The organism is Streptomyces rubiginosohelvolus (assembly GCF_014649875.1).
GTDB lineage: Bacteria > Actinomycetota > Actinomycetes > Streptomycetales > Streptomycetaceae > Streptomyces > Streptomyces rubiginosohelvolus.
Window position 1 is genome coordinate 1,278,395 of record NZ_BMTW01000001.1, and the last position, 22,534, is coordinate 1,300,928.

General features: G+C 69.2%; 25 protein-coding genes. 12 read left to right on the forward strand and 13 right to left on the reverse strand.

Going from position 1 to position 22,534, the window contains the following annotated elements:
* Nucleotides 1-114: 114 nt before the first annotated feature.
* Nucleotides 115-1,905 (reverse strand): phosphomethylpyrimidine synthase ThiC, encoded by a 1,791-nt coding sequence (gene thiC / locus IE134_RS06125; protein WP_030707371.1) that lies wholly within the window; start codon nt 1,903-1,905, stop codon nt 115-117.
* A gap of 198 nt (nt 1,906-2,103) precedes the next feature.
* On the opposite strand from thiC, the gene IE134_RS06130 reads away from it, so the two are divergent.
* Nucleotides 2,104-3,444 carry a YibE/F family protein gene (locus tag IE134_RS06130; RefSeq protein ID WP_030707373.1) on the forward strand — a complete coding sequence of 447 codons (1,341 nt, stop codon included), beginning with the start codon at nt 2,104-2,106 and terminating at the stop codon, nt 3,442-3,444.
* Nucleotides 3,445-3,507: 63 nt separating this feature from the next.
* Here the strand turns inward: IE134_RS06130 and IE134_RS06135 are convergent, their stop codons facing one another.
* From IE134_RS06135 to IE134_RS06150, 4 genes are all read right to left on the reverse strand, one after another.
* Nucleotides 3,508-3,945 (reverse strand): SsgA family sporulation/cell division regulator, encoded by a 438-nt coding sequence (locus IE134_RS06135; RefSeq protein ID WP_029182272.1) that lies wholly within the window; start codon nt 3,943-3,945, stop codon nt 3,508-3,510.
* Nucleotides 3,946-4,046: 101 nt separating this feature from the next.
* Nucleotides 4,047-4,823 carry an IclR family transcriptional regulator gene (locus IE134_RS06140; protein ID WP_306471751.1) on the reverse strand — a complete coding sequence of 259 codons (777 nt, stop codon included), beginning with the start codon at nt 4,821-4,823 and terminating at the stop codon, nt 4,047-4,049.
* 371 nt (nt 4,824-5,194) lie between these two features.
* A complete protein-coding gene (locus IE134_RS06145; RefSeq protein ID WP_029182270.1) occupies nt 5,195-5,407 on the reverse strand; it encodes a DUF5326 family protein in 213 nt (70 codons plus the stop codon).
* Between the two features lie 155 nt (nt 5,408-5,562).
* Nucleotides 5,563-5,880: a cupin domain-containing protein gene (locus IE134_RS06150; RefSeq protein ID WP_006126030.1), complete on the reverse strand. Its 318-nt coding sequence runs from the start codon at nt 5,878-5,880 to the stop codon at nt 5,563-5,565.
* Between the two features lie 87 nt (nt 5,881-5,967).
* On the opposite strand from IE134_RS06150, the gene IE134_RS06155 reads away from it, so the two are divergent.
* From IE134_RS06155 to IE134_RS06175, 5 genes are all read left to right on the forward strand, one after another.
* Nucleotides 5,968-6,345, forward strand: a complete 378-nt coding sequence (locus tag IE134_RS06155) for a phage holin family protein (protein WP_030707384.1) — start codon at nt 5,968-5,970, stop codon at nt 6,343-6,345.
* Between the two features lie 138 nt (nt 6,346-6,483).
* Entirely contained in the window at nt 6,484-7,608 is a 1,125-nt protein-coding gene (locus IE134_RS06160; RefSeq protein ID WP_189429801.1) for a cystathionine gamma-lyase, read from the forward strand.
* 44 nt (nt 7,609-7,652) lie between these two features.
* Complete coding sequence (locus tag IE134_RS06165) at nt 7,653-8,132, forward strand: NUDIX domain-containing protein (protein WP_010060465.1); 480 nt, start codon at nt 7,653-7,655, stop codon at nt 8,130-8,132.
* A 120-nt stretch (nt 8,133-8,252) separates the two neighbouring features.
* Complete coding sequence (locus tag IE134_RS06170; protein WP_030707392.1) at nt 8,253-8,780, forward strand: hypothetical protein; 528 nt, start codon at nt 8,253-8,255, stop codon at nt 8,778-8,780.
* A gap of 4 nt (nt 8,781-8,784) precedes the next feature.
* Nucleotides 8,785-9,726, forward strand: a complete 942-nt coding sequence (locus IE134_RS06175; RefSeq protein WP_098016496.1) for a GNAT family N-acetyltransferase — start codon at nt 8,785-8,787, stop codon at nt 9,724-9,726.
* Between the two features lie 120 nt (nt 9,727-9,846).
* Here the strand turns inward: IE134_RS06175 and IE134_RS06180 are convergent, their stop codons facing one another.
* Nucleotides 9,847-11,058, reverse strand: a complete 1,212-nt coding sequence (locus tag IE134_RS06180; RefSeq protein WP_030707396.1) for an MFS transporter — start codon at nt 11,056-11,058, stop codon at nt 9,847-9,849.
* 140 nt (nt 11,059-11,198) lie between these two features.
* Between IE134_RS06180 and IE134_RS06185 the strand changes: the two genes are divergently transcribed.
* Together IE134_RS06185 and IE134_RS06190 are read left to right on the forward strand one after the other, a co-directional pair.
* Nucleotides 11,199-11,657 (forward strand): MarR family winged helix-turn-helix transcriptional regulator, encoded by a 459-nt coding sequence (locus IE134_RS06185; RefSeq protein ID WP_030707398.1) that lies wholly within the window; start codon nt 11,199-11,201, stop codon nt 11,655-11,657.
* 41 nt (nt 11,658-11,698) lie between these two features.
* Nucleotides 11,699-12,151 carry a GNAT family N-acetyltransferase gene (locus IE134_RS06190; protein ID WP_189429803.1) on the forward strand — a complete coding sequence of 151 codons (453 nt, stop codon included), beginning with the start codon at nt 11,699-11,701 and terminating at the stop codon, nt 12,149-12,151.
* An 81-nt stretch (nt 12,152-12,232) separates the two neighbouring features.
* On the opposite strand, the gene IE134_RS06195 is transcribed toward IE134_RS06190, so the two are convergent.
* Together IE134_RS06195 and IE134_RS06200 are read right to left on the reverse strand one after the other, a co-directional pair.
* Entirely contained in the window at nt 12,233-13,609 is a 1,377-nt protein-coding gene (locus IE134_RS06195) for a serine hydrolase domain-containing protein (protein ID WP_189429806.1), read from the reverse strand.
* A gap of 66 nt (nt 13,610-13,675) precedes the next feature.
* Complete coding sequence (locus tag IE134_RS06200; protein ID WP_189429951.1) at nt 13,676-14,452, reverse strand: alpha/beta fold hydrolase; 777 nt, start codon at nt 14,450-14,452, stop codon at nt 13,676-13,678.
* A gap of 98 nt (nt 14,453-14,550) precedes the next feature.
* On the opposite strand from IE134_RS06200, the gene IE134_RS06205 reads away from it, so the two are divergent.
* A complete protein-coding gene (locus IE134_RS06205) occupies nt 14,551-15,312 on the forward strand; it encodes a dienelactone hydrolase family protein (RefSeq protein WP_179888081.1) in 762 nt (253 codons plus the stop codon).
* 6 nt (nt 15,313-15,318) lie between these two features.
* Here IE134_RS06205 and dnaB read toward each other — a convergent pair whose 3' ends face one another.
* Entirely contained in the window at nt 15,319-16,794 is a 1,476-nt protein-coding gene (gene dnaB, locus IE134_RS06210; protein ID WP_006126016.1) for a replicative DNA helicase, read from the reverse strand.
* A 457-nt stretch (nt 16,795-17,251) separates the two neighbouring features.
* On the opposite strand from dnaB, the gene IE134_RS06215 reads away from it, so the two are divergent.
* Entirely contained in the window at nt 17,252-18,589 is a 1,338-nt protein-coding gene (locus IE134_RS06215; protein ID WP_030707407.1) for an MATE family efflux transporter, read from the forward strand.
* Nucleotides 18,590-18,778: 189 nt separating this feature from the next.
* On the opposite strand, the gene rplI is transcribed toward IE134_RS06215, so the two are convergent.
* The 4 genes from rplI to rpsF form a co-directional block, all read right to left on the reverse strand.
* Nucleotides 18,779-19,225: a 50S ribosomal protein L9 gene (rplI, locus tag IE134_RS06220; RefSeq protein ID WP_030707409.1), complete on the reverse strand. Its 447-nt coding sequence runs from the start codon at nt 19,223-19,225 to the stop codon at nt 18,779-18,781.
* A gap of 18 nt (nt 19,226-19,243) precedes the next feature.
* The gene (rpsR, locus tag IE134_RS06225; protein ID WP_003967857.1) at nt 19,244-19,480 is read right to left on the reverse strand and encodes a 30S ribosomal protein S18; all 237 of its coding nucleotides are present in this window, start codon (nt 19,478-19,480) and stop codon (nt 19,244-19,246) included.
* Between the two features lie 43 nt (nt 19,481-19,523).
* Nucleotides 19,524-20,138, reverse strand: coding sequence for a single-stranded DNA-binding protein (locus IE134_RS06230; RefSeq protein WP_030707411.1), 615 nt, complete (start codon nt 20,136-20,138; stop codon nt 19,524-19,526).
* A 74-nt stretch (nt 20,139-20,212) separates the two neighbouring features.
* Complete coding sequence (rpsF, locus tag IE134_RS06235; protein WP_006126011.1) at nt 20,213-20,503, reverse strand: 30S ribosomal protein S6; 291 nt, start codon at nt 20,501-20,503, stop codon at nt 20,213-20,215.
* Between the two features lie 332 nt (nt 20,504-20,835).
* Between rpsF and IE134_RS06240 the strand changes: the two genes are divergently transcribed.
* Entirely contained in the window at nt 20,836-21,177 is a 342-nt protein-coding gene (locus IE134_RS06240; RefSeq protein WP_030707413.1) for a hypothetical protein, read from the forward strand.
* 174 nt (nt 21,178-21,351) lie between these two features.
* The gene (locus tag IE134_RS06245) at nt 21,352-22,470 is read left to right on the forward strand and encodes a lipid II:glycine glycyltransferase FemX (protein WP_030579441.1); all 1,119 of its coding nucleotides are present in this window, start codon (nt 21,352-21,354) and stop codon (nt 22,468-22,470) included.
* Nucleotides 22,471-22,534 lie beyond the last annotated feature (64 nt).

Sequence of the window (22,534 nt, forward strand, 5' to 3'; positions counted from 1 at the left end):
TGGTCGAGCTGCCCCGGGGCTAACCGGCACGCGACCGGCGCACGCCTGCGCGGCGCCCCGGGCCGGAACCCGAGGCGCCGCGCAGATCCGGGCGCTTCACGCGCCGCGGACGGGTCAGTCCGCGATCGGCAGGTAGACCCGGTTCCCCGCTGCCGCGAACTCCTTCGACTTCTCGGCCATGCCCTCCTCGATCTCCTCCTGCGAACCGCCGTGCTGACGCCGGATGTCCTGGGAGATCTTCATCGAGCAGAACTTCGGCCCGCACATCGAGCAGAAGTGCGCCGTCTTCGCCGGTTCGGCGGGCAGCGTCTCGTCGTGGAACTCCCGGGCCGTGTCCGGGTCGAGGGCCAGATTGAACTGGTCCTCCCACCGGAACTCGAACCGCGCGTCGGAGAGCGCGTCGTCCCACTCCTGGGCGCCCGGGTGCCCCTTGGCCAGGTCGGCCGCGTGGGCGGCGATCTTGTAGGTGATCACGCCCGTCTTCACGTCGTCCCGGTTCGGCAGCCCCAGGTGCTCCTTGGGCGTGACGTAACAGAGCATCGCCGTGCCCCACCAGGCGATCATCGCGGCACCGATGCCCGAGGTGATGTGGTCGTAAGCGGGGGCGACATCCGTGGTCAGCGGGCCGAGCGTGTAGAACGGCGCCTCCTCGCAGATCTCCTGCTGGAGGTCGATGTTCTCCTTGATCTTGTGCATCGGGACATGCCCGGGGCCCTCGATCATGGTCTGCACGCCGAACCGCTTGGCGATCGTGTTCAGCTCGCCCAGCGTACGGAGCTCGGCGAACTGCGCCTCGTCGTTGGCGTCCGCGATCGACCCGGGACGCAGCCCGTCCCCGAGCGAGTACGTGACGTCGTACGTCGCGAGGATCTCGCAGAGCTCCTCGAAGTGCTCGTAGAGGAACGACTCCTTGTGGTGTGCCAGGCACCAGGCCGCCATGATCGAGCCGCCGCGCGAGACGATCCCGGTCTTGCGACGGGCCGTCAGCGGGACGTACGGCAGGCGCACTCCGGCGTGCACCGTCATGTAGTCCACGCCCTGTTCGGCCTGTTCGATGACGGTGTCCTTGTAGATCTCCCAGGTCAGCTCCTCGGCCCGGCCGTCGACCTTCTCCAGGGCCTGGTAGAGCGGGACGGTGCCGATCGGCACGGGGGAGTTGCGCAGCACCCACTCGCGGGTGGTGTGGATGTTGCGGCCGGTGGACAGGTCCATGACCGTGTCGGCGCCCCACTTCGTCGCCCAGGTCATCTTGTCCACCTCCTCCTCGATGGAGGAGGTGACGGCCGAGTTGCCGATGTTGGCGTTGACCTTCACCAGGAACCGCTTGCCGATGATCATCGGCTCGATCTCGGGGTGGTTGACGTTGGCCGGCAGCACCGCCCGGCCCTCCGCGATCTCCTCCCGTACGACCTCGGCCTCGACGTTCTCCCGGATCGCCACGTACTCCATCTCCGGGGTGATCTCCCCCCGTCGGGCGTACGCGAGCTGAGTGACGGGGCGTCCGTCGCGGCTGCGGCGCGGCTGGCGCGGACGGCCGGGGAAGACCGCGTCGAGGTTGCGCAGTCCGCCACGTGGCGAGGTGTGCTTGACCCCGTCGTCCTCGGGGCGGACCGGGCGGCCCGCGTACTCCTCGGTGTCGCCGCGGGCGATGATCCAGTTCTCCCGCAGGGGCGCGAGGCCCCGGCGGACATCGGTGTCGATGGCGGGATCGGTGTACGGCCCCGACGTGTCGTACAGCGTCACGTCCTTGCCGTTGGTGAGGTGCACCTGTCGGACCGGCACCCGGAGGTCCGGGCGTGAGCCCTGGACGTACCCCTTGTGCCAGCCGATGGACTTCCCGGCCTCGTCGCCCACGTTCTCGGCGTTCTGTTTCGAGGCAGGCGTGCGTGCGTCCGATGTGGTCATGAGACCTACTCCCTACGCCGGCATTACCCGGTAACAGGTTCGGCGGTCGGCGCAGCGTGTCCCGTACGGATGTACGGCGATCTCAGCGCCCTCTCAGCCCGGTGCTCCGAGCTCCCGCGTGTGCAAAGGTGCCTCCACGCTAGCGTCCTTTCCGGCGAGCTGACCAGAGGGCCCTCCCGTTCTTGCGATGATCGCCCCGTGACCTCCCCTCAAAACGACCCCGCACCCCAGCCGCCCCAGGGCCACACCCACACGCACAGCCACGGGCCGGCCGCCCCGGTCTCCCGGCATCTGCGCAAGGTCATCGCCGCCGTGGTGATCCCGTTCGCGACGGCGGTCGTCGTCGGCCTGATCGCGTTCTGGCCCGGCGGCGTGCCCGATCACGAGCGCACCGGTGTCGGATTCGACCGGCAGACCCAGGACGGCAAGGTCGTCCAGGTCGTCCAGGTCGACTGCGCGGACGTCAACGCCGCGCAGGTGCCCCCGACCGGTGACACCTCCACGCCCTCGGGGCGCGAGGCCGTCAACGAGCAGGAAGGGGAATGCGCGAAGGCGACGGTCGAGGTGACCAGCGGCGACGACAAGGGCCGCAGGTTCGTCGAGGTGGTCCAGCCGGACGCGCCGCGCCAGCTGAAGGAGGGTCAGGGCGTGGTCGTCGCGTACGCCCCCGACGCGCCGCGCGACCTCCAGTACTCGGTGATCGACGTGAACCGGAAGATCCCGATGGCACTTCTGGCCGGGATCTTCGCCCTGGCGGTGGTCCTGGTCGGCCGGATGCGCGGGGTGATGGCGCTGGTGGCGCTGGCCGTGTCGTTCGCCGTGCTGACGCTCTTCATCCTGCCGGCGATCCTGCAGGGCTCGAATCCGCTGGTCGTGGCGGTGATCGGGGCCAGCGCGATCATGCTGGCGGCGCTCTACATGTGCCACGGGGTGACAGCCCGGACGTCGGTCGCGGTCATCGGCACGCTGGTCTCACTGCTGCTGATCGGACTGCTGGGCTCCCTGTTCATCGGCTGGGCCGGCCTCAGCGGCAACACCGACGACAACACCGGCCTCATCAAGGGTCTCTACCCGGACATCGACATGAGCGGTCTGCTGCTGGCGGGCATCATCATCGGTTCGCTCGGCGTGCTCGACGATGTGACGGTCACCCAGACCTCCGCGGTCTGGGAACTGCACCAGGCCGACCCGGAGATGGGTTGGAAGGGGCTGTACCGGGCAGGTATCAGAATCGGAAGGGACCACATCGCCTCGGTGGTCAACACCCTGGTGCTGGCGTACGCGGGCGCGGCGCTGCCGCTGCTGCTGCTCTTCTCCATCGCCCAGAGCAGTGTGGGGACGGTGGCCAACAGCGAGCTGGTCGCCGAGGAGATCGTCCGCACGCTGGTCGGGTCGATCGGACTGGTCGCCTCGGTGCCGGTGACCACGGTGCTCGCCGCGCTGGTCGTCTCCGCCGACCGCACGGGACCGGGCGGCGCACAGGCGGCTACGGCCGCACCCGCGCGGACCGGCCGGGGCCGTCGCCGTAAGACGGGGTGACGGGCCGCCGGGACGCGGGGGCGAGCCGCGGGACGAGCGGGCGGAAGGGGAGGGTGCGCCAGGTCAGCCGGCGTTCTGCTCCTCGGCGAGGATGCGGCCGAGCGCGTCCTCCAGGTTCCCGTCGAAGTCACCCAGCGTGTGCTCCTGGCCGAGCGGCACGAGCTTGTCCGTCCGGTCGAGAAACGCCACCAGCGGTGCCGTCCCCGCCCGGAACAGCGCGCGATCCGCGCCGACCTGAAGCCGGATGTGCACATCTCCGAGCCCCTCGGGCTCGGTCGGGCCGATGTGCACATCGCCGTCGCCGCTCGGGCTGTTGAGCCCGTCCAGCAGCAGTTCGCGTCCGAACGCCCAGGTCACAGGGGCATCGCCGGGCAGGTGGAACGTCATCCGGACGGCGTACGGATCGCCGACCTCGTACCGGAGCTCCACCGGAATACGGAACGAGAGCTCCTCGGAGACGAGGAAGCTCATCATGACCTCTGCTTGAACCGACTCGCGCATCGTTCAACCCCGCAGTAGATGAAACTGGCCAGGAATGATCCACCATGGCCCTATTGACGCCATCGTGGTGCACGCGATAGCAGATCACAAGGAGTGATTTTTCAGATACTGATAGAGAACACGAACGAACGCAAGAGGCTGGCGACTTCGCCACGTAGCTGTTCGACTGCGGGCAGCAACCGATCTTCCCGGTCCAGGGGTACGGAAATGGCCATCGCCGCAATGGTGGCACCGGCCGTGACCGGAATCGCGGCGCAGACGGTCCCCAGTGCGTACTCCTGGCGTTCGATGACCGGTTCACCTCGTCGGAGGGTGCGCAGCCGTTCCAGAAGCGTGGCGCGATCTCGCACTGAGTAACGGGTGAGGGGCCGAACGGGGTGCCGGTCGAGGTGGTCCTCGCGGGCCCTCTCGTCGAGCTGGGCCAGCAGACACTGACCGATGGCGTGCGCGTGGCCGGTCTCCCGGAACGAGGCCCACTCCTCCACCGCCGGGGTGTCGGGGCCGTCCGCGACCGCGATGAGGTCGATCTCGCCGTCGCAGTAGACGGCGCAGTACACCGGTGCCCCGATGACGTCACGCCAGCGGTCGAGGGAGTCGGCGACGGAGACGGGGCGCGGGCGGCTCCTGACCCCGGGCGCCGCGGTCAGGTTCTCGGCGGCCGCGCCGAAGAGGAAGACACCGTTCTCACGGCGGAGATATCCCTCATGGGTGAGGGTGCGCAGCAAGTGGTACGCGGTCGGAAGCGGCAGTCCCGCCTCCCGCGCCAGTTGCTTGGCAGGCGCCCCGTCCCGATGAGCGCCCACAGCCTCCAGCAGCCTCAATGCCCGCTGAACCGAACCGATCAACGTCGGAACAGCGGTGCTCGATGCCGTGGTCAAAGGTCACCCCCAGGCATGGTGACGGGCCGTCGGCCCTCCCGTGGGGGCCGCCCCCACGGGCCTGCCGCGATCCCGAGGACCGGAGGGGACCGGAGATCCGGTGACCGTGACCGGCGAGGACCGATCCGGGCGCCGGCGTTCGGAGGCCAACGACCGGACTGTCGTACCCAGGAGCGATCAGGCGATCGACAAGGTGACGGAAGGTCACATTCCGGATGGCGGCAGCGGTTTGCCACTGTATCGGCCGCCTGCGGCAGACGGGTGGTTTCCTCCGGGACTTAGCTCTGCTGGGCTAATCCCACCCGGGCCGGACGGGACGGGACGGCCCCCGCGCCGGCCCGCGGTCCGTGGCATGCCGGTCGCCCCGTGGGCTACCAGTCACCGCGCGAGGACGACGACGACATGAACTTGCGGACGACGAAGATCAGTCCACCGACCAGCACGACGAAGATCAGCGCCTTGAAGAGCAGGCCGATCACAAAGCCGACCACGCTGGCGATCAGACCGCCGAACACGAAGATCGCAATGACGGGCACCGCGATCCACTTCACCCACCAGGGCATTCCCGCGAATATCTCCCGCACGGCCATCGCCTCTACCTCGTCTCTCTGAGTCCTTGCCTCGATGCTAAAGGCGCGAAGGGCCGCGGCGGGCGTGTGCAGCCCTTGAAGACCCCTGATCGAGCCCCTAGGGATCCCTGACGCGAACGCGCGCTCCCGGCAGGTCCGGGGCAGGCGGCTCAGCCCTCCGGCGGCGAGAAGACGACCATCACCCTGAGGTCCTCGGTGATGTGGTGGAACTTGTGGGCCACCCCCGCGGGCACATAGACGACGCTTCCCCTGCCGACCTGGGTCGTCTCCATCCCCACCGTGATCGACGCACGTCCGCTGACGACGAAGTAGACCTCGTCCTGCTGGTGGGGCTGCTGCGGATCGAGCTCTCCCGCGTCCAGGGCGTACAGACCGACCGACATGTTGCGCTCCCGCACGAACTGCAGATACGCGCCGTCGTTGGCGGCCCGCTCCGCCTCCAGCTCGTCCAGTCTGAATGCCTTCATGGTCCGTCCCGCCCCTTGTGCCCGTGCTGCCGGCTGTACCTGTGCTGTCGGTGTCCACCACCGATCATGTCTGCCACGATCAGACACATGAAGAATTTCGTAGTCAAGACGATCGCCAACGCGGGTGCGCTGGCCGTGGCCATCTGGCTGATCGGCAACATCACGCTGGAGGGCGGTAGCACGGGCCGCAAGGCCCTCACCCTGATCCTGGTGGCGCTGATCTTCGGGCTGGTGAACTCTCTGGTGAAGCCGGTGGTCCAGCTCCTGACCTTCCCGTTGTTCATCCTGACCCTGGGGTTGATCACCCTGGTGGTCAACGCCCTGATGCTGTTGCTGACCTCCTGGCTGGCCGGCGTGGTCGATCTCAGCTTCCACGTCGAGGGGTTCTGGACGGCGGTGCTCGGCGGACTGATCATCTCGGTCGTGTCCTGGGCGCTCAATGTCGTCCTGCCCGACGAGAACTGACCCGGGGACCCCGCGTTCCGCACCCTCCGGATCCCAGCATTCGGGATTCCGGTACGCGGCGGAAGGCTGCTCCCGACCTCTCTGGAAGAGTGCAGGGGACACCGGTCTCCACCAGGGAGAACAGCGAAGGAGCAAGGCATGAGCACCATGGGCGACGGAACACGTGCGGTACGCGCCGGGCTTCCGGAACCGGAGCAGTTCGAACCCACGCTGCCCGGCCCCGTCTTCGCCGCGCACTTCCATCTCTCCGGCGAACCCGTGGGCCCGTACACCTACGGCCGGGAGACCAACCCGACCTGGACCCATCTGGAGCGGGCCATCGGTGAGCTGGAGGCTCCCGGCGAGGACGTGGGCACGACGGTGTTCGCCTCGGGCATGGCGGCGATCACCGCGGTGCTGCTCTCCCAGGTCCGCTCGGGCGACGCCGTGGTCCTGCCCGACGACGGCTACCAGGCGCTCCCCCTCGTACGGGAGCAGCTGGCGGCGTACGGGGTCGAGGTCCGGACCGCGCCGACCGGCGGCGACGCCCAGCTGGCCCTGCTGACCGGGGCGAAGCTCCTGTGGATCGAGAGCCCGTCCAACCCGGGCCTCGACGTCTGCGACATCCGGCGGCTGGTGGAGGCCGCGCACGCGGCGGGCGCCCTGGTCGCCGTCGACAACACCCTGGCGACCCCGATCGGCCAGCGCCCGCTGGAACTGGGCGCCGACTTCTCGGTCGCCAGTGACACCAAGGGCATGACCGGCCACGGCGACATCCTGCTCGGCCATGTGACCTGCCGCGACCCCCGTCTGACGGCGGACGTACGGCGCTGGCGCAAGGTCGTCGGGGCGATCCCCGGACCGATGGAGGCCTGGCTCGCCCACCGCTCGCTGTCCACCCTCCAGCTGCGCATCGACCGGCAGTGCACCACCGCCCTCGCGCTCGCCGAGGCCCTGGCCAAGCGGACGGAGGTGACGGGCCTGCGGTATCCGGGGCTGCCCACCGACCCGTCGTACGCCGTCGCCGCCCGCCAGATGCGGCGCTTCGGGTCCGTCGTCTCCTTCGAGCTGGCCGACCGGGACACCGCGGAACGCTTCCTGACCGCGCTGCGCCTGGTCGACGACGCGACGAGCTTCGGCGGCGTCCGATCCACGGCGGAGCGCCGGGGCCGCTGGGGCGGCGACGCCGTCGCGGAGGGCTTCGTCCGTTTCTCGGTGGGCGCGGAAGACCCCGAGGACCTGCTCGCCGACGTCGAACAGGCGCTGGACGCGGCGGTCCGGTAGGCCGGGGGAGTTTCAGACGGCTCTCCGCGGGCCACTCTCTTGCCATGACCGAACGTCCTGTGGTCAAGCGCACCGCACGCGCCGTCCTGCTCGACGGCGACGATCTCATCCTGATCAAGCGCACGAAGCCGGGAGTCGATCCGTACTGGCTCACGCCCGGCGGCGGGGTCGAGCCGGAGGACGCCACCGTCGTCGACGCGCTGCACCGCGAGGTCGACGAGGAGCTCGGCGCCAAGATCGTCGACGTGGTCCCGTGCTTCGTCGACACCGTGGAGCACATCGCGGACGGCGGCGTGACGGGGGTGAAGGTCCAGCACTTCTTCGTCTGCCGGCTGGCGTCGATGGACGTCTCCCTGCGGCACGGCCCGGAGATCGACGAACCCACCGGGGAGTACGAGATCGTCCGGGTGCCGTTCAGCCGGGTCGGAATCGCGGCCGTGCACCTCGTTCCGCTGTCCCTGCGGCACTACCTGGACGGCAACATCGAAGGCGTACGGGCGATGCACGCCCCCGACCTGGGCTGACAGTCCACGCGGCGCGGCCACGCCCCGGTACCGGCCGGGGCGTCTACTCCCGGGCCGGTACCGCTGGATACTCCCGCTGCGGGACGCCCCAGGACGGCCGGGCTCGGCATCGTGTTTCACGTGAAACCACTCAAGCGCCCCGTACGCCGAGGGCTCCTCGTCGCCCATGTCGCCGTCTCCGTCAGCTGGCTCGGCCTGACCGTCGGCCTGCTGGCGCTCGGCATCACCGCCTTCGCCACCGGCGATCCCGCCACGGTGGGAGCCGCCACCCGGGCCATGAAGATCTTCGGGGACTGGCTGGTGGTCCCGGTGGCGCTGCTCGCCCTGGTCAGCGGCCTGGTGCTGGCGCTGGGCACTCCGTGGGGCCTGGCCCGGCACCGCTGGGTGTGGACCAAGTTCTGGCTGACCCTGATCACAACGGGTCTGTCGGTCTTCTCCCTGCGCCCCGGGATCGACGCGGCGGCCGCCGGTAAAGCCGTCGACATCAACCTCGTGATCGCGCCGTCGGTGGCCACCGCCACCTATCTCTTCATCACCGCGATCTCGATCCTCAAGCCCTGGGGGCTCACCCGGCGCGGCAGGCGGTTGCGGTTCTCGGCCAGTTCCGCGAAATCGGTGGACGCGCGATCACCCCGTCAGACAGCCTGACCCCATGCACAGCCCTTCACCCCGCTCCCTCGTCGACCTGCCGATCCGACGCCTGAACCGGGGAGACCTGGTCCCCTGCGCCGATCTCTGCGAGGACCGCGGCTGGCCGCGCGACGAACACCGGTGGGGGCTGCTCCTCTCGGCCGGCACCGGGTACGGGATCGATGCCCCGGACGGAAAGGGTCTGGCAGCGACCTGCCTGACCATGCCCTACGGATCCGACTTCATCGCCGTCGGCATGATGCTCGTCGCCGGACGCTACGCACGTCAGGGGATCGCCCGCCGGCTCATGCGGCACGTGATGGAGATGGCGGGGGACACCCCGCTCACCCTGTACGCCACGGAGCAGGGACAGCCCCTCTACGAAAACCTCGGCTTCTCCCCCGTCGGCCGGGCCGAACGCGTCGGCGGCCGGTTCGAAGCGGTCTCCCCCGGCGGCTCCCCCGCAGCTTCTGCCTCTGTCTCCCCCGCCTCCTCGGCTGTCCCGGCGTCGGGGCTTCCGTCATCGGCCTCGTCCGTGACCACCCGGCCAGCCGCGGCGGACGATCTGCAGACGATGGTCCGGCTCGACTTCCCCGTGTTCGGTACGGACCGGACGCATCTCCTCGCCCGGCTCCCCGCCTTCTCCGACCGGCTCCAGGTCGCCGAGGAGCACGGGGAGCTGGTCGGCTACGCGGCGCTCTGGCCGAGCGGGCAGGCCGAGGTGGTGGGGCCGCTCATCGCCCGGGACACAGCCACCGCACAGGCCCTCGTCACGGCCCTGGCCGCCACGACGGACCGGCCGCTGCGCGCCGATGTCGACGCCCGGCACAAGGAACTCCTCGGCTGGCTGACGGAGCACGGCCTGGAGCCCCTCTCCCGGACCACCGTGATGGCGTACGGCATCCCGGATCTGCCCGGTGACGCCGCCCGCAGGTTCGCCCCGCTGACCGTCGCGACGGGCTGACGCCTAAACAGCCGCACCGCCACGAGGGCGGTGCGGCTGAATCTCGGCCGGCAGGAAGCGCGGGGCGGCCGATCCGCAGTGCGGCCGATCCCCGCTGCGCGGGCCCGGAGGCGCCGGGGCTCAGTGCCGGGCAGCCGCCACGGGGGCCGACTCGGGGCTGCTCCCGGTGACGATCCGGCCCTTCCCGGTCTCCCGGCGCTCCAGGATGCTGGAGAGCACCGCCAGGACCAGCGCCGAGGCGGCGAGCGCCGCGCCGACCCAGTTGGGGGCCGTGTAGCCGAGGCCGGCCGCGATGACGAGACCGCCGAGCCAGGCGGACAGGGCGTTGCCGAGGTTGAAGGCCCCGATGTTGACCGCGGAGGCCAGCGTCGGCGCACCTGCCGCCTGGTCGAGGACCCGCTTCTGCAGGGGCGGCACGGTCGCGAAGCCCAGGGCGCCGATCAGGACGATGGTGACGGCCGCGGCGACCTTGTTGTGGGCGGTCACGGTGAACAGGCCGAGGACCACGGCGAGCGCGCCGAGCGAGACGTACAGCAGGGGCATCAGACGGCGGTCGGCGAACTTCCCGCCGATCAGGTTGCCGCCCACCATGCCGAGGCCGAAGAGGACCAGCAGCCAGGTGACGGACGAGGCCGAGTAACCGGCGACCTCGGTCATCATCGGGGTGATGTAGGTGATCGCGGCGAAGACTCCGCCGAAGCCCAAGACGGTCATGGCCATCGCCAGCAGGACCTGGACGTTGCGAAACGCGGCCAGCTCGTGGCGGATGCGTACGCCTTCGGCCTTGGGCTGCTCCGGGACGAGCTTCGCGACGCCCAGCAGTCCCACGACACCAAGGGCGGCGACGACGAGGAACGTGGTCCGCCATCCCGCGGTCTGTCCGATGAACGTGCCGAGAGGAACGCCGACGACGTTGGCGACGGTGAGCCCGGTGAACATCATGGCGATGGCCCCGGCCTTCTTCTGCGGGGCGACCAGATCGGCCGCGACCACCGAGCCGATGCCGAAGAAGGCACCGTGGGCGAGGGAGGCGATCACGCGTCCGGCGAGCATGACGCCGAAGACCGGAGCGAGCGCGGACACCACGTTGCCCACGACGAACAGTCCCATGAGCAGCATCAGCATGCGCTTACGGGTGACACGGGTGCCCAGCAGCGTCATCAGTGGGGCTCCGAGGACCACACCGAGCGCGTAGCCGGTCACCAGGAAGCCCGCGGTCGGGATCGAGACCTGGAAATCACCGGCGACCTCGGGGAGCAACCCCATGATCACGAACTCGGTCGTTCCGATCCCGAATGCCCCGATGGCGAGAGCGAGGAGCGCTAGCGGCATGGGTTTGACCTTCCCTGGAGATTGCGTCTGCGCCTTACAAGCGTCCACAATAATTGCAGGCGCTGGTTAATTGCAAACGCGGGCTATTGCGGATGTCCCCTATCCTGGAGTCACACCGCTCCCGTACGGAGGAGAGAGACATGACAGCGACCGACCCCGCCCTGACCGCCATTGCCCAGAGCTGGTGCACGCTCTCGCTGCTCCACGGGAAGATCGAGGCCCGTATCGAGCGGGCCCTCCAGGCCGGCCACGGGCTCAGCGCACGCGAGTACTCTCTGCTCGACGTGTTGAGCCGGCAGCACAACGGCGTCGGCGGGCATCTCCAGATGAAGCAGGTCGCCGACGCCGTCGTCCTCAGCCAGAGCGCCACCACCCGGCTTGTCACCCGGCTCGAGGACCGTGGGCTGCTGACCCGGTATCTGTGCGACACCGACCGTCGGGGCATCTACACCGACGTCACCGAAGCCGGGCTCGCACTGCTGGAGGCCGCCCGGCCGACGAACGACAGCGCACTGCGGGCAGCCCTGGACGAGGCGGCGGAGAACCCGGAGCTCGCCCCTCTGGTCAGGGCGGTCGAAGAGCTGAAGGCTCCCGCCTGACCGACTCCGGCATCCCCGGCGCCCGCCCTAGGATGCCGATCATGAGCGATCTCGAAATACGCCCCGCCACTCCTGGCGACCTGCCCGCGGTCGTCGCGATGCTCGCCGACGACCCTCTGGGCGCGCAGCGCGAGTCACCGGACGACCTCACCCCGTACCGGGAAGCGCTCCAGCGGCTGGCCGACGACCCGAACCAGCATGTGGTCGTCGCCGTCCGCCAGGACCGAGTCGTCGGCACCCTGCAGCTGACCATCGTCCCGGGGCTGTCCCGCCGGGGCTCGACGCGCTCGATCATCGAGGGCGTCCGCATCCACGGCGACGAGCGCGGCAGCGGCCTCGGCACCCAGCTCATCCAGTGGGCGGTGGACGAATCCCGCCGACAGAACTGCCAGTTGGTGCAGCTGACCTCGGATGTCACCCGCGAGGACGCGCACCGCTTCTACGAGCGGCTCGGTTTCACGGCGAGCCATGTGGGCTTCAAGCTGGCGCTCTGACAGAAGAAGTCTGACGGAAGAAGAGCGGGTGGGTGTTTCACGTGAAACACCCACCCGCTCCTGCGCCCCGGGGCCCGGAGCTCAGCCGCCGAGCCCGCGCCAGCCCTCCGCGTCCACGCCGCCGGGCACGGCCGCCCCCGCCTCGTACGGCTCACGTGTGAAGACGAACGAGCCGAGGTCGAGGTGGTCCACCGAGCCGTCGTCCTTGCGTACGACGCGCAGGGTCTCCCCCGCGTAGTAGTCGTTCTGGCCGGTCCAGGTGCCGTCCGGCCGGTACGTGAAGGCCGCGCCGCGCCCCTTGCCGCCGAGGGGCGTGAGCTGGAGGCCCCGGTCCCCGGTGAGGCTCAACGTGAACGTGCTGGTGCCCCAGTGCCAGACGCCGGTCAGCGCGAGCAGTTCGTCGTCCACCTCGGGCAACGGACGCCAGGGCTCCGGGATCCGTGGCTCGGCCTCGACGACGATGCCCAGGAGTTCGGCGGCCACCGTCGCGGCGGGCAGCCCGGAGGTGGCATTGGCGAGGGCGACCGCCGCCACGTCCTCCTCCTCGCACACCCAGAGGCCGGCGACGAATCCGGGAAGCGATCCCGAGTGCCCGAAGAGCACGCGCCCTTCACCCCCGACGATCTGGAGCCCGAGACCGTAACCGCTGCCGCCGATCTCGACCGGGGCAGCGGGCGTCCGCATCTCCCGTACGGAGGAGGCCGACAGCACCCGGTCGTCGCCCTCGGCCAGGAAGGCGGCGAACCGCAGCAGATCCTCCGCGGTGGACCAGAGCTGACCGGCGGGCGCCATGATCCCGAGGTCCTCGGCAGGCTCGCTCAGCATCACGTCGGCCCAGGGGTGGACGGCCCAGCCGCCCGCGTGCGGCGCCACGGGGGCGCTCGTCGTCCGGTGCATGCCCAACGGCTCCAGGATCTCCCGGCGCAGCGCCTCCTCCCACGAGACGCCTCGAACCGCTTCCACCAGCGAACCGAGCAGGGTGTAACCGGGGTTGGAGTAGTGATGACGATGCCCGGCCGGATGCATCAGCGGCCGGTCGCCCAGGACATCGGCGATCTCCGGCCGCAGGCTGCCGGGCGTCCGCTCCCACCAGGGGGCCGGCGTCTCGGCCCCCAGCCCCGCACTGTGGCACAGCAGTTGAAAGACGGTCGTCCCGCCCACGCCCGTACCGGGAAGGTGCTTCTCCAGAGGGTCGTCCAGATCGATCAGGCCCTCGTCCCGCAGCCGCAGCACCAGAACGGCCGTGAACGTCTTGGTGATCGAGCCGATCCGGTACTGCGTATCGCCGTCGGGAGCATGCCCGTCGACACACGTACGCGCCCCACTCCAGGCCGTACGCCCCTGCCGCCCCACCGCAGCCACGAGGGACGGCGCACGCCCGTCCCGCTGCGCGACGGCGATGCGGTGCAGCAGGGCGCGCCGGGTACTGGGAAGCAGGTCTTCACCGAGAGAAGTCATGGTCCAACCCTTATCCGACCGGCCGCTCCCTGACGAACTCATTTTCCGGGGAAAGCCCCGGCATGGTCACAGCGAGTGGAGGAATCCCCTGACGGCACCGGCGAATTCCACCGGCACGGTGTCGTGCACGGTGTGGCCGGCAGGGAGCTCGACCAGGCTGGTACGAGCACGTCGTGCGGTCATCCTCCTCGCATGCTCGGCGTGCAGAACCGTGCTGTGGATGCCACGGACGAGCAGGGCCGGGCAGTCCGCGCCCAGCCAGTCGTCCCAGTGGTCTCCGTTGAGGAGCTGCTGCGAGACGTTCATGTCCTGCGGGTCGAAGGCCAGGCCCCAGCCGTCCGGATATTCGCGCACGGCGTCCATCAGGTAGCCGGCCGACGGGCCGAGCCCGTCCAACAGCCCGGACCGTGTCGGGGCGCGGTGCGGCCAGGACAGGGCGAAGGACAGATCGTCGTCGACCTCGGCCCCGATGTCCTCGACGATCAGCGCGTCCACCAGTTCCGGTCGCCGGGCGGCGAGTTGGTAGGCGTTGACACCGCCGAGGGAGTGCCCGAGCACGACCGCGCCGCGGATCCCCAGATGCTCCAGCACGGCGGCGGCGTCCTCGACGTAACCGGACCTGGAATAGTCGGCGGAACGGTCGGAACGACCGTGGCCCCGCTGGTCGGGGGCGACCACCCGCCAGGAGTCGCCCAGTTCACCGGCAAGGCGCGTGAACGTACGCCCCTCACCGAAGTGGCCGTGCAGAGCCAGCAGAGGACGCCCCGGGCCGCCGAAGTCGAAGAAGGAGAGCCGCCGCCCGGCCACCTGCAGGGCGCCACGCTCCGGATCGGGTGGTGTCATCGAGGTCACGACCGCCAGTATGGGTGCACGAGGTAACTCGTCGAACACGCACACTCGTTGAACACACCCCCTGGCGCCCCGGCGAACACCGGAGCGCGATGAACTCCCGAAAAGGAAGATCCGCCATTCCCACCAAGACCGTGCAGATCCCCACCACCGACGGCCTGGCCGACGCCTTCGCCGCCTACCCCGACCACGGCGAACGCCATCCCGGAGTGCTGATGTACCCGGACGCCTTCGGTATCCGGCCCGTCATCCGGGACCTGGCCGGCGAGCTGGCCGGGCACGGGTACTACGTGCTCGTCCCCAACTTCTTCTACCGGGAGGGGCCGACACCGGTCATCGATCTTCCCGCACACATCGGGGAAGCGGACCGGACCGCGCTCATCGCCCGGCTGATGCCCCTGATCAAAGACATGACCCCCGAACGCACCCTGAGCGACGCCGACGCCTACCTCGGCTTCCTCGCTGATCAGCCCGAAGTCGGCGCGGGACCGGTCGCGGTCACCGGTTACTGCATCGGCGGCCTCCTGGCGACCCGTACCGCCGCGGCCCACCCCGGCCAGGTGGCCGCCCTCGCCGCGTTCCACGCCCCTGTCGCCGCGGACGGGCCCGAGAGCCTGCTCCGTCTCACCGCCGACGTCCACTTCGGCCACGCCGCATCGGACATCACCCCCGAGGCACTCGGCGAGCTGAACCGGTCCCTGGACGCCGCGGGGATCGCCTACACCTCGGAGATCTACCCCGGCACCGTCCACGGCTTCACCATGTCCGACACCGACGCCTTCGGCCCGGCGGGCCTGCGGCTCCACTGGGACCGCCTGCTCCCGCTCCTCACCCGCGCCCTGGCGAAGGGCTGAGCCCCGTCAGGTCTGCGCCATGTCCACGAAGCGGGAGTAGTGGCCCTGGAAGGCCACGGTGATGGTGGCCGTCGGACCGTTACGGTGCTTGCCGACGATGATGTCGGCCTCGCCCGCGCGCGGTGACTCCTTCTCGTACGCGTCCTCGCGGTGGAGCAGGATGACCATGTCGGCGTCCTGCTCGATGGAGCCGGACTCACGCAGGTCGGACACCATCGGCTTCTTGTCCGTACGCTGCTCGGGGCCACGGTTCAGCTGCGAGAGCGCGATCACCGGGACCTCCAGCTCCTTGGCCAGCAGCTTCAGGTTTCGCGACATATCCGAAACCTCCTGCTGACGGCTCTCGGACCGCTTCGACCCACCGGCCTGCATCAGCTGCAGATAGTCGATGATCACGAGCTTGATGTCGTTGCGCTGCTTGAGCCGACGGCACTTCGCGCGGATCTCCATCATCGACAGGTTGGGGGAGTCGTCGATGTAGAGCGGAGCGGCCGAGACCTCGGGCATCCGGCGCGCGAGCCGTGTCCAGTCCTCGTCCGTCATCGTGCCCGACCTCATGTGGTGCAGGGCCACCCGCGCCTCGGCCGACAGCAGACGCATCGCGATCTCGTTGCGCCCCATTTCGAGGGAGAAGATGACGCTGGGCAGGTTGTTCTTGATCGACGCCGCGCGCGCGAAGTCCAGCGCGAGCGTGGACTTGCCCATCGCGGGGCGAGCCGCGATGACGATCATCTGGCCGGGGTGCATACCGTTCGTCAGGGCGTCGAGGTCCGTGAAGCCCGTCGGCACACCGGTCATCTCGCCGCTACGCGAGCCGATGGCCTCGATCTCGTCGAGCGCGCCCTCCATGATGTCGCCGAGGGGAAGGTAGTCCTCGCTGGTGCGCTGCTCAGTGACCGCGTAGATCTCGGCCTGCGCGGAGTTGACGATCTCGTCGACGTCCCCGTCCGCCGCGTATCCCATCTGCGTGATCTTCGTGCCCGCCTCGACCAGCCGCCGCAGCACCGCCCGCTCGTGGACGATCTCGGCGTAGTACGAGGCGTTGGCCGCGGTGGGCACGGACTGCACCAGGGTGTGCAGATACGGTGCTCCGCCGACCTTGGTGATCTCTCCGCGCTTCACCAGCTCGGCGGCGACCGTGATCGGGTCGGCCGGCTCGCCCTTGGCGTAGAGGTCGAGGATCGCCGTGAAGACGGTCTCGTGGGCGGGGCGGTAGAAGTCGTGGCCCTTGATGACCTCGACGACCTCGGCGATCGCGTCCTTGGACAGCAGCATGCCGCCGAGGACCGACTGCTCGGCGTCGACATCCTGGGGCGGGACCCGTTCGAAGCTGGGGGCACCGCTGTCCCAGGCCTCGTCCGAGCCCCGGTCATGCCGGTCCTCACGCCCCTTGCGGTCCCCGCGACGCTGACGGGAGACGGGCAGACGGTCCCCGGGACCGGTCTCGGTCCAGGGGTCGTCCAAAGGCTCGGGAATGCTCACCGGGCCGCCTCCTCCCGTCCGCATCGCGGACCTAGCCGTGCCACTCTTTCTTACGGCACGGCACCGACAAACAGGTCGCCCGACTCCACTTCCGGCGCGTCTGGTTCGGTGGATTCCGGTGCCGGAACGGAGTGCGGGCGCCGCACCACGGTAGGCCCCTCGGCACCGTCAGCCAATCTGGTTATCCACAGGGCATGTGGACGACGGACCAGATGCTGTGGAGAACCCTGCCGAACCTGTGCACGGACCGGGGGACAGCACTGTGGACAAACTCATAGCGCTCCTACCGTGACCCGCCTGACCTGCGCGTTCTCCGTCCACTGACTGTGGGGGAGAAAAACTTTGGCCCTCATTTCAAGATCACTGCAAACGGCGCGGGAAGGTGGGCCCCGACGGGGCGCAAGTAAGGACCACTAGACAATTGCATCTCTTACCTGTGGAAGATTAGATTGACCCCATGACCCAGGCCTCCGCGACCCCGAAGAACGGCCGCCGACGACACGACCGCGAGATCATCGCCCTTGCCGTCCCGGCGTTCGGCGCACTCGTCGCCGAGCCCCTGTTCGTGATGGTCGACAGCGCCGTCGTCGGCCACCTCGGCACCCCGCAGCTGGCCGGCCTCGGCATCGCCGCAGCCCTTCTGATGACGGCCGTGAGCATCTTCGTCTTCCTGGCCTACGCGACCACGGCGGCCGTCGCCCGCCGCGTGGGGGCGGGCGATCTGCCCGCCGCAATCCGCCAGGGCATGGACGGCATCTGGCTCGCCCTTCTGCTCGGAGCCGCCGTCGTCGCCCTCGCGATCCCGACGGCTCCCTGGCTCGTCGACGTCTTCGGCGCGTCCGACACAGCGGCTCCGTACGCCATCACGTATCTGAGGATCTCCATCCTCGGCATCCCGGCCATGCTCGTCGTGCTCGCCGCCACCGGCGTACTCCGTGGCCTCCAGGACACCCGCACCCCGCTGTACGTCGCCATCGGCGGTTTCACGGCGAACGCCGTCCTCAACGTCACCCTCGTCTACGGCGCCGGGCTCGGCATCGCAGGATCCGCGTGGGGAACGGTGATCGCCCAGGCAGGTATGGCCGCCGTCTATCTCATCGTGGTGATCCGCGGCGCACGAAAGCACGGTGCGTCCCTGCGCCCCGACGCGGCCGGGATCAGGGCCAGCGCGCGGGCCGGCGTACCCCTGCTGATCCGGACCCTGTCCCTGCGCGCCGTCCTGATGATCGCCACCGCCGTCGCCGCCCGGCTCGGGGACGTCGACATCGCCGCGCACCAGATCATCCTCTCCCTCTGGAGCCTGACCGCCTTCGCACTCGACGCCATCGCCATCGCGGGTCAGGCGATCATCGGCCGGTATCTCGGGGCGGACGACGAGAAGGGTGCGCGCGAGGCCTGCCGCCGCATGGTCGAGTGGGGTATCGGCTGCGGCATCGTGCTCGGCGTCCTCATCGTGCTCGCCCGGCCGCTGTTCATCCCGCTCTTCACGAGCGACCCCTCGGTGAAGGACACCCTGCTCCCCGCCCTCCTGGTCGTGGCGGTTTCTCAGCCGATCGCCGGCGTGGTCTTCGTGCTGGACGGCGTCCTGATGGGTGCCGGTGACGGGCGCTATCTCGCCTGGGCGATGCTGGTGACGCTCGCCGTCTTCGCCCCCGTGGCTCTCCTGGTGCCCTCACTCGGCGGCGGGCTCACCGCGCTCTGGTGGGCGATGACCCTGATGATGGCCGTCCGCCTGATCACGCTCTGGCTGCGGACCCGGTCGGGCCGGTGGATCGTGACCGGGGCCACCCGCTGATCGGCTCGATCCGCCGCCGGTTCCGAGGGGGCTGTTTCACGTGAAACAGCCCCCTCGTTTCACGTGAAACAGCGTCGCTCCGAACGCAATGCCTCCGAATACAGTGCATCCCAACACAACGCATCCGGACACACTGAAGGGCCGCACCCAGAGGGTGCGGCCCTTCAGTGGCTCTGCTGAGCTCTGCCCTTAGGCAGCAACGACCTCGACGCCGAGCTTCGCTGCGACCTCGGGGTGCAGACGGACGGACACCTGGTGTCCGCCGAGCGTCTTGATCGGCGAGCCGAGCTCGACGCGACGCTTGTCGACGTCGGGACCACCGGCGGCCTTGATCGCCGAAGCGACGTCGGCCGGGGTGACCGAGCCGAAGAGACGGCCGGCGTCGCCGGAGCGAACAGCCAGACGGACCTTCACGCCCTCGAGCTTGGCCTTGATCTCGTTGGCCTGCTCGATCGTCGCGATCTCGTGGATCTTGCGGGCGCGGCGGATCTGCGCCACGTCCTTCTCGCCACCCTTGGTCCAGCGGATGGCGAAGCCACGCGGAACCAGGTAGTTGCGGGCGTACCCGTCCTTGACGTCGACGACATCGCCGGCGGTGCCGAGGCCGGAGACCTCGTGGGTGAGGATGATCTTCATGCTGTTGTCACCCTTCCCTTATCGCGCGGTGGACGTGTAGGGCAGCAGCGCCATCTCACGGCTGTTCTTGACAGCCGTGGCGACGTCACGCTGGTGCTGCGTGCAGTTGCCGGTGACGCGGCGGGCACGGATCTTGCCACGGTCGGAAATGAACTTCCGCAGCATGTTCGTGTCCTTGTAGTCCACGTACTGGGTCTTGTCCTTGCAGAACGCGCAGACCTTCTTCTTAGGCTTGCGCACAGGCGGCTTCGCCATGGTGTTTCTCCTGTGTGATCAAGAAGTGGGGGTACGAGCAGCCCTAGAAGGGAGGCTCGTCCGAGTAGCCGCCGCCAGAGGAGCCGCCGGAACCGCCGGAGCTTCCGCCCCAGCCGCCTCCGCCGCCCTGCTGTCCCCCGCCCTGGCCGCCGGCCGGCGAGCCGGTTGCCCACGGGTCGTCGGCGGGTGCACCGCCGCCGCCCTGCTGGCCACCGGCACCGGGACCGCCGCCCCAGTTGCCGCCGCCCTGCTGGCCGCCGCCGTATCCACCCTGGCCGCCCTGACCACCGCGACCGGTGGTCTTGGTGACCTTGGCCGTGGCGTTCTTGAGGCTGGGGCCGACTTCCTCGACATCCAGCTCGTAGACCGTGCGCTTGACGCCCTCACGGTCCTCGTAGGACCGCTGCTTCAGCCGGCCCTGCACGACGACGCGCATGCCTCGCTGGAGCGATTCCGCGACGTTCTCCGCCGCCTGACGCCAGACCGAGCAGGTGAGGAACAGGCCTTCGCCGTCCTTCCACTCATTGGTCTGCCGGTCGAAGATGCGGGGAGTGGACGCGACACGGAACTTCGCGACCGCCGCACCGGACGGGGTGAAGCGCAGCTCGGGGTCGTCGACGAGATTGCCGACGACCGTGATGACGGTCTCGCCTGCCATGGGTGAACCTCTCGGCGGGGATTGCTTCTGGCTGCTTGCTGCTACTCGGACCCGAAAACCGCTGAGCTAGATGCTCAGTGGACTTCGGGACGGAGGACCTTGGTCCGGAGGACCGACTCGTTCAGGTTCATCTGGCGGTCGAGCTCCTTGACGACCGCAGGCTCGGCCTGCAGGTCGATGACCGAGTAGATGCCCTCGGGCTTCTTCTTGATCTCGTAGGCGAGCCGACGACGGCCCCAGGTGTCGACCTTCTCCACCTTTCCGTTGCCCTCACGGACGACGGAGAGGAAGTTCTCGATCAGCGGGGAGACTGCTCGCTCCTCGAGATCGGGGTCGAGGATGACCATCACCTCGTAGTGACGCATGTGGAACCCACCTCCTTTGGACTCAGCGGCCACGGTCGTTCCGTGGCAGGAGGGTCGTGATGCGTGATGCAACGGCGTCCCCGAGGAGAACACCCGGCACTGACAATCCGCTCCCGAACGATCCCGTGGAGGAGGTTCGGGGAGAGAGTCGCCGTGCTGGCCTGGGCAGACACCGGTGCAGACCGTACAGACTACCCGTAGACCGGCTTCCGGTTGAAATCAGGAGCTCAGAGGGCACAATCGAGACAGATGCGGTGTGAGAGGCGCTACACCCGCAGCAGCGGGAGAGGCGCGGATCCACCCGCCCCACCTGTCCGGCCAGGAGGTACTCCATGGCACAGACCATCCGCCCCGCAGGCTCCCGGTCCCCGACCGGCCGCCGCGCCACCGGTTCGCTCTTCGCGACGGACGGCAAGCCGCACCCCGTCCAGGACGTCCTGATGGTGGTGACCGGGGTTCTCGGCATCCTCGCGTTCGTCACAGCGATGTTCCACCATCTGCACCTGATCAGCTCCTGGGCAGGGCTCATCGGGATTCTGACCGGCGCCTACGGCCAGTACATCTCGAAGACCACCTGGGAGAGGTTCGGCCTGATCATGGGGCTTGGGGCCTCCGCGGTCGGCTTCTACCTCGGCATGGCCCACGGCGGCCTCTTCGGCGGCGTGATCACCTGACCGGAGCACCGGCCGGAACGCGGACCGGTGCGGGGTGCCCGGGCACCCCGCACCGGTCCGCGTCGCATTCCGTCCCCCCGGGGCCAGGCCGGGCGCCCCTCGGTCACAGTAGGCTTCGGCGCGAGAGCCGGAGCCCCTGACCGATGGGGACACACCTGCCGAGGAGCGCCCCGCATGAGCCTGACCCTGAGGACCATCAGCCGAGAGCAGCATCTGGCATACATCCAGAGCCTGCCTTCGGCCAGTCACTGCCAGGTCCCGGCGTGGGCTGATGTGAAGACCGAATGGCGCTCGGAGAACCTGGGCTGGTTCGACCGGGACGGCCAGATCGTCGGCGCGGGCCTCGTCCTGTACCGCCAGCTGCCCAAGATCAAGCGCTACCTGGCGTACCTCCCCGAGGGCCCGGTGATCAACTGGTACGCGCCGAACCTGGACGACTGGCTCCAGCCGATGCTCGCCCACCTCAAGCAGCAGGGCGCCTTCTCCGTGAAGATGGGCCCGCCGGTGGTCATCCGCCGCTGGGACTCCGCGGCCATCAAGTCCGGCATCCAGGACCCGGACGTGAAGCGCCTGCGCGACGTCGAGGCCACCCACATCGAGCCGCGCGCCTTCGAGGTCGCGGACCGGCTGCGGAAGATGGGCTGGCAGCAGGGCGAGGACGGCGGCGCCGGATTCGGTGACGTGCAGCCCCGCTACGTCTTCCAGGTCCCGCTGGCCAACCGCTCCCTGGAAGACGTCCTCAAGGGCTTCAACCAGCTGTGGCGCCGCAACATCAAGAAGGCCGACAAGGCCGGCGTCGAGGTCGTCCAGGGCGGCTACGAGGACCTGGCCGAGTGGCAGCGGCTGTACGAGATCACCGCCGTGCGCGACCACTTCCGGCCGCGCCCCCTCTCCTACTTCCAGCGCATGTGGACCGTCCTCAACTCCGAGGACCCCAACCGGATGCGGCTCTACTTCGCCCGGCACAACGGCGTGAACCTCTCCGCGGCCACGATGCTCGTCGTCGGCGGACACGTCTGGTACTCCTACGGCGCCTCCGACAACATCGGGCGCGAGGTCCGGCCGTCGAACGCGATGCAGTGGCGCATGCTGCGCGACAGCTACGCGATGGGCGCGACCGTCTACGACCTGCGCGGCATCAGCGACTCGCTGGACGAGACCGACCACCTCTTCGGCCTGATCCAGTTCAAGGTCGGCACCGGCGGCGAGGCCGTCGAGTACGTCGGCGAGTGGGACTTCCCGCTCAACAAGCTGCTCCACAAGGCGCTCGACATGTATATGTCGCGCCGCTGACCGGCTTCAATACCCCTCGCGGCACCACCCGTTCGTTCCCTGATTCACCGCAGCCACCAGAAAG

Excerpts from the sequence above, each read along its gene's own strand:
- thiC (WP_030707371.1), bottom strand. The coding sequence starts at position 1,905 with ATGACCACATCGGACGCACGCACGCCTGCCTCGAAACAGAACGCCGAG.
- IE134_RS06135 (WP_029182272.1), bottom strand. The coding sequence starts at position 3,945 with ATGCGCGAGTCGGTTCAAGCAGAGGTCATGATGAGCTTCCTCGTCTCC.
- IE134_RS06150 (WP_006126030.1), bottom strand. The coding sequence starts at position 5,880 with ATGAAGGCATTCAGACTGGACGAGCTGGAGGCGGAGCGGGCCGCCAAC.
- IE134_RS06155 (WP_030707384.1), top strand. The coding sequence starts at position 5,968 with ATGAAGAATTTCGTAGTCAAGACGATCGCCAACGCGGGTGCGCTGGCC.
- IE134_RS06160 (WP_189429801.1), top strand. The coding sequence starts at position 6,484 with ATGAGCACCATGGGCGACGGAACACGTGCGGTACGCGCCGGGCTTCCG.
- IE134_RS06165 (WP_010060465.1), top strand. The coding sequence starts at position 7,653 with ATGACCGAACGTCCTGTGGTCAAGCGCACCGCACGCGCCGTCCTGCTC.
- IE134_RS06175 (WP_098016496.1), top strand. The coding sequence starts at position 8,785 with ATGCACAGCCCTTCACCCCGCTCCCTCGTCGACCTGCCGATCCGACGC.
- IE134_RS06180 (WP_030707396.1), bottom strand. The coding sequence starts at position 11,058 with ATGCCGCTAGCGCTCCTCGCTCTCGCCATCGGGGCATTCGGGATCGGA.
- IE134_RS06185 (WP_030707398.1), top strand. The coding sequence starts at position 11,199 with ATGACAGCGACCGACCCCGCCCTGACCGCCATTGCCCAGAGCTGGTGC.
- IE134_RS06190 (WP_189429803.1), top strand. The coding sequence starts at position 11,699 with ATGAGCGATCTCGAAATACGCCCCGCCACTCCTGGCGACCTGCCCGCG.
- IE134_RS06195 (WP_189429806.1), bottom strand. The coding sequence starts at position 13,609 with ATGACTTCTCTCGGTGAAGACCTGCTTCCCAGTACCCGGCGCGCCCTG.
- IE134_RS06200 (WP_189429951.1), bottom strand. The coding sequence starts at position 14,452 with ATGACACCACCCGATCCGGAGCGTGGCGCCCTGCAGGTGGCCGGGCGG.
- IE134_RS06205 (WP_179888081.1), top strand. The coding sequence starts at position 14,551 with ATGAACTCCCGAAAAGGAAGATCCGCCATTCCCACCAAGACCGTGCAG.
- IE134_RS06215 (WP_030707407.1), top strand. The coding sequence starts at position 17,252 with ATGACCCAGGCCTCCGCGACCCCGAAGAACGGCCGCCGACGACACGAC.
- rplI (WP_030707409.1), bottom strand. The coding sequence starts at position 19,225 with ATGAAGATCATCCTCACCCACGAGGTCTCCGGCCTCGGCACCGCCGGC.
- rpsR (WP_003967857.1), bottom strand. The coding sequence starts at position 19,480 with ATGGCGAAGCCGCCTGTGCGCAAGCCTAAGAAGAAGGTCTGCGCGTTC.
- IE134_RS06230 (WP_030707411.1), bottom strand. The coding sequence starts at position 20,138 with ATGGCAGGCGAGACCGTCATCACGGTCGTCGGCAATCTCGTCGACGAC.
- rpsF (WP_006126011.1), bottom strand. The coding sequence starts at position 20,503 with ATGCGTCACTACGAGGTGATGGTCATCCTCGACCCCGATCTCGAGGAG.
- IE134_RS06240 (WP_030707413.1), top strand. The coding sequence starts at position 20,836 with ATGGCACAGACCATCCGCCCCGCAGGCTCCCGGTCCCCGACCGGCCGC.
- IE134_RS06245 (WP_030579441.1), top strand. The coding sequence starts at position 21,352 with ATGAGCCTGACCCTGAGGACCATCAGCCGAGAGCAGCATCTGGCATAC.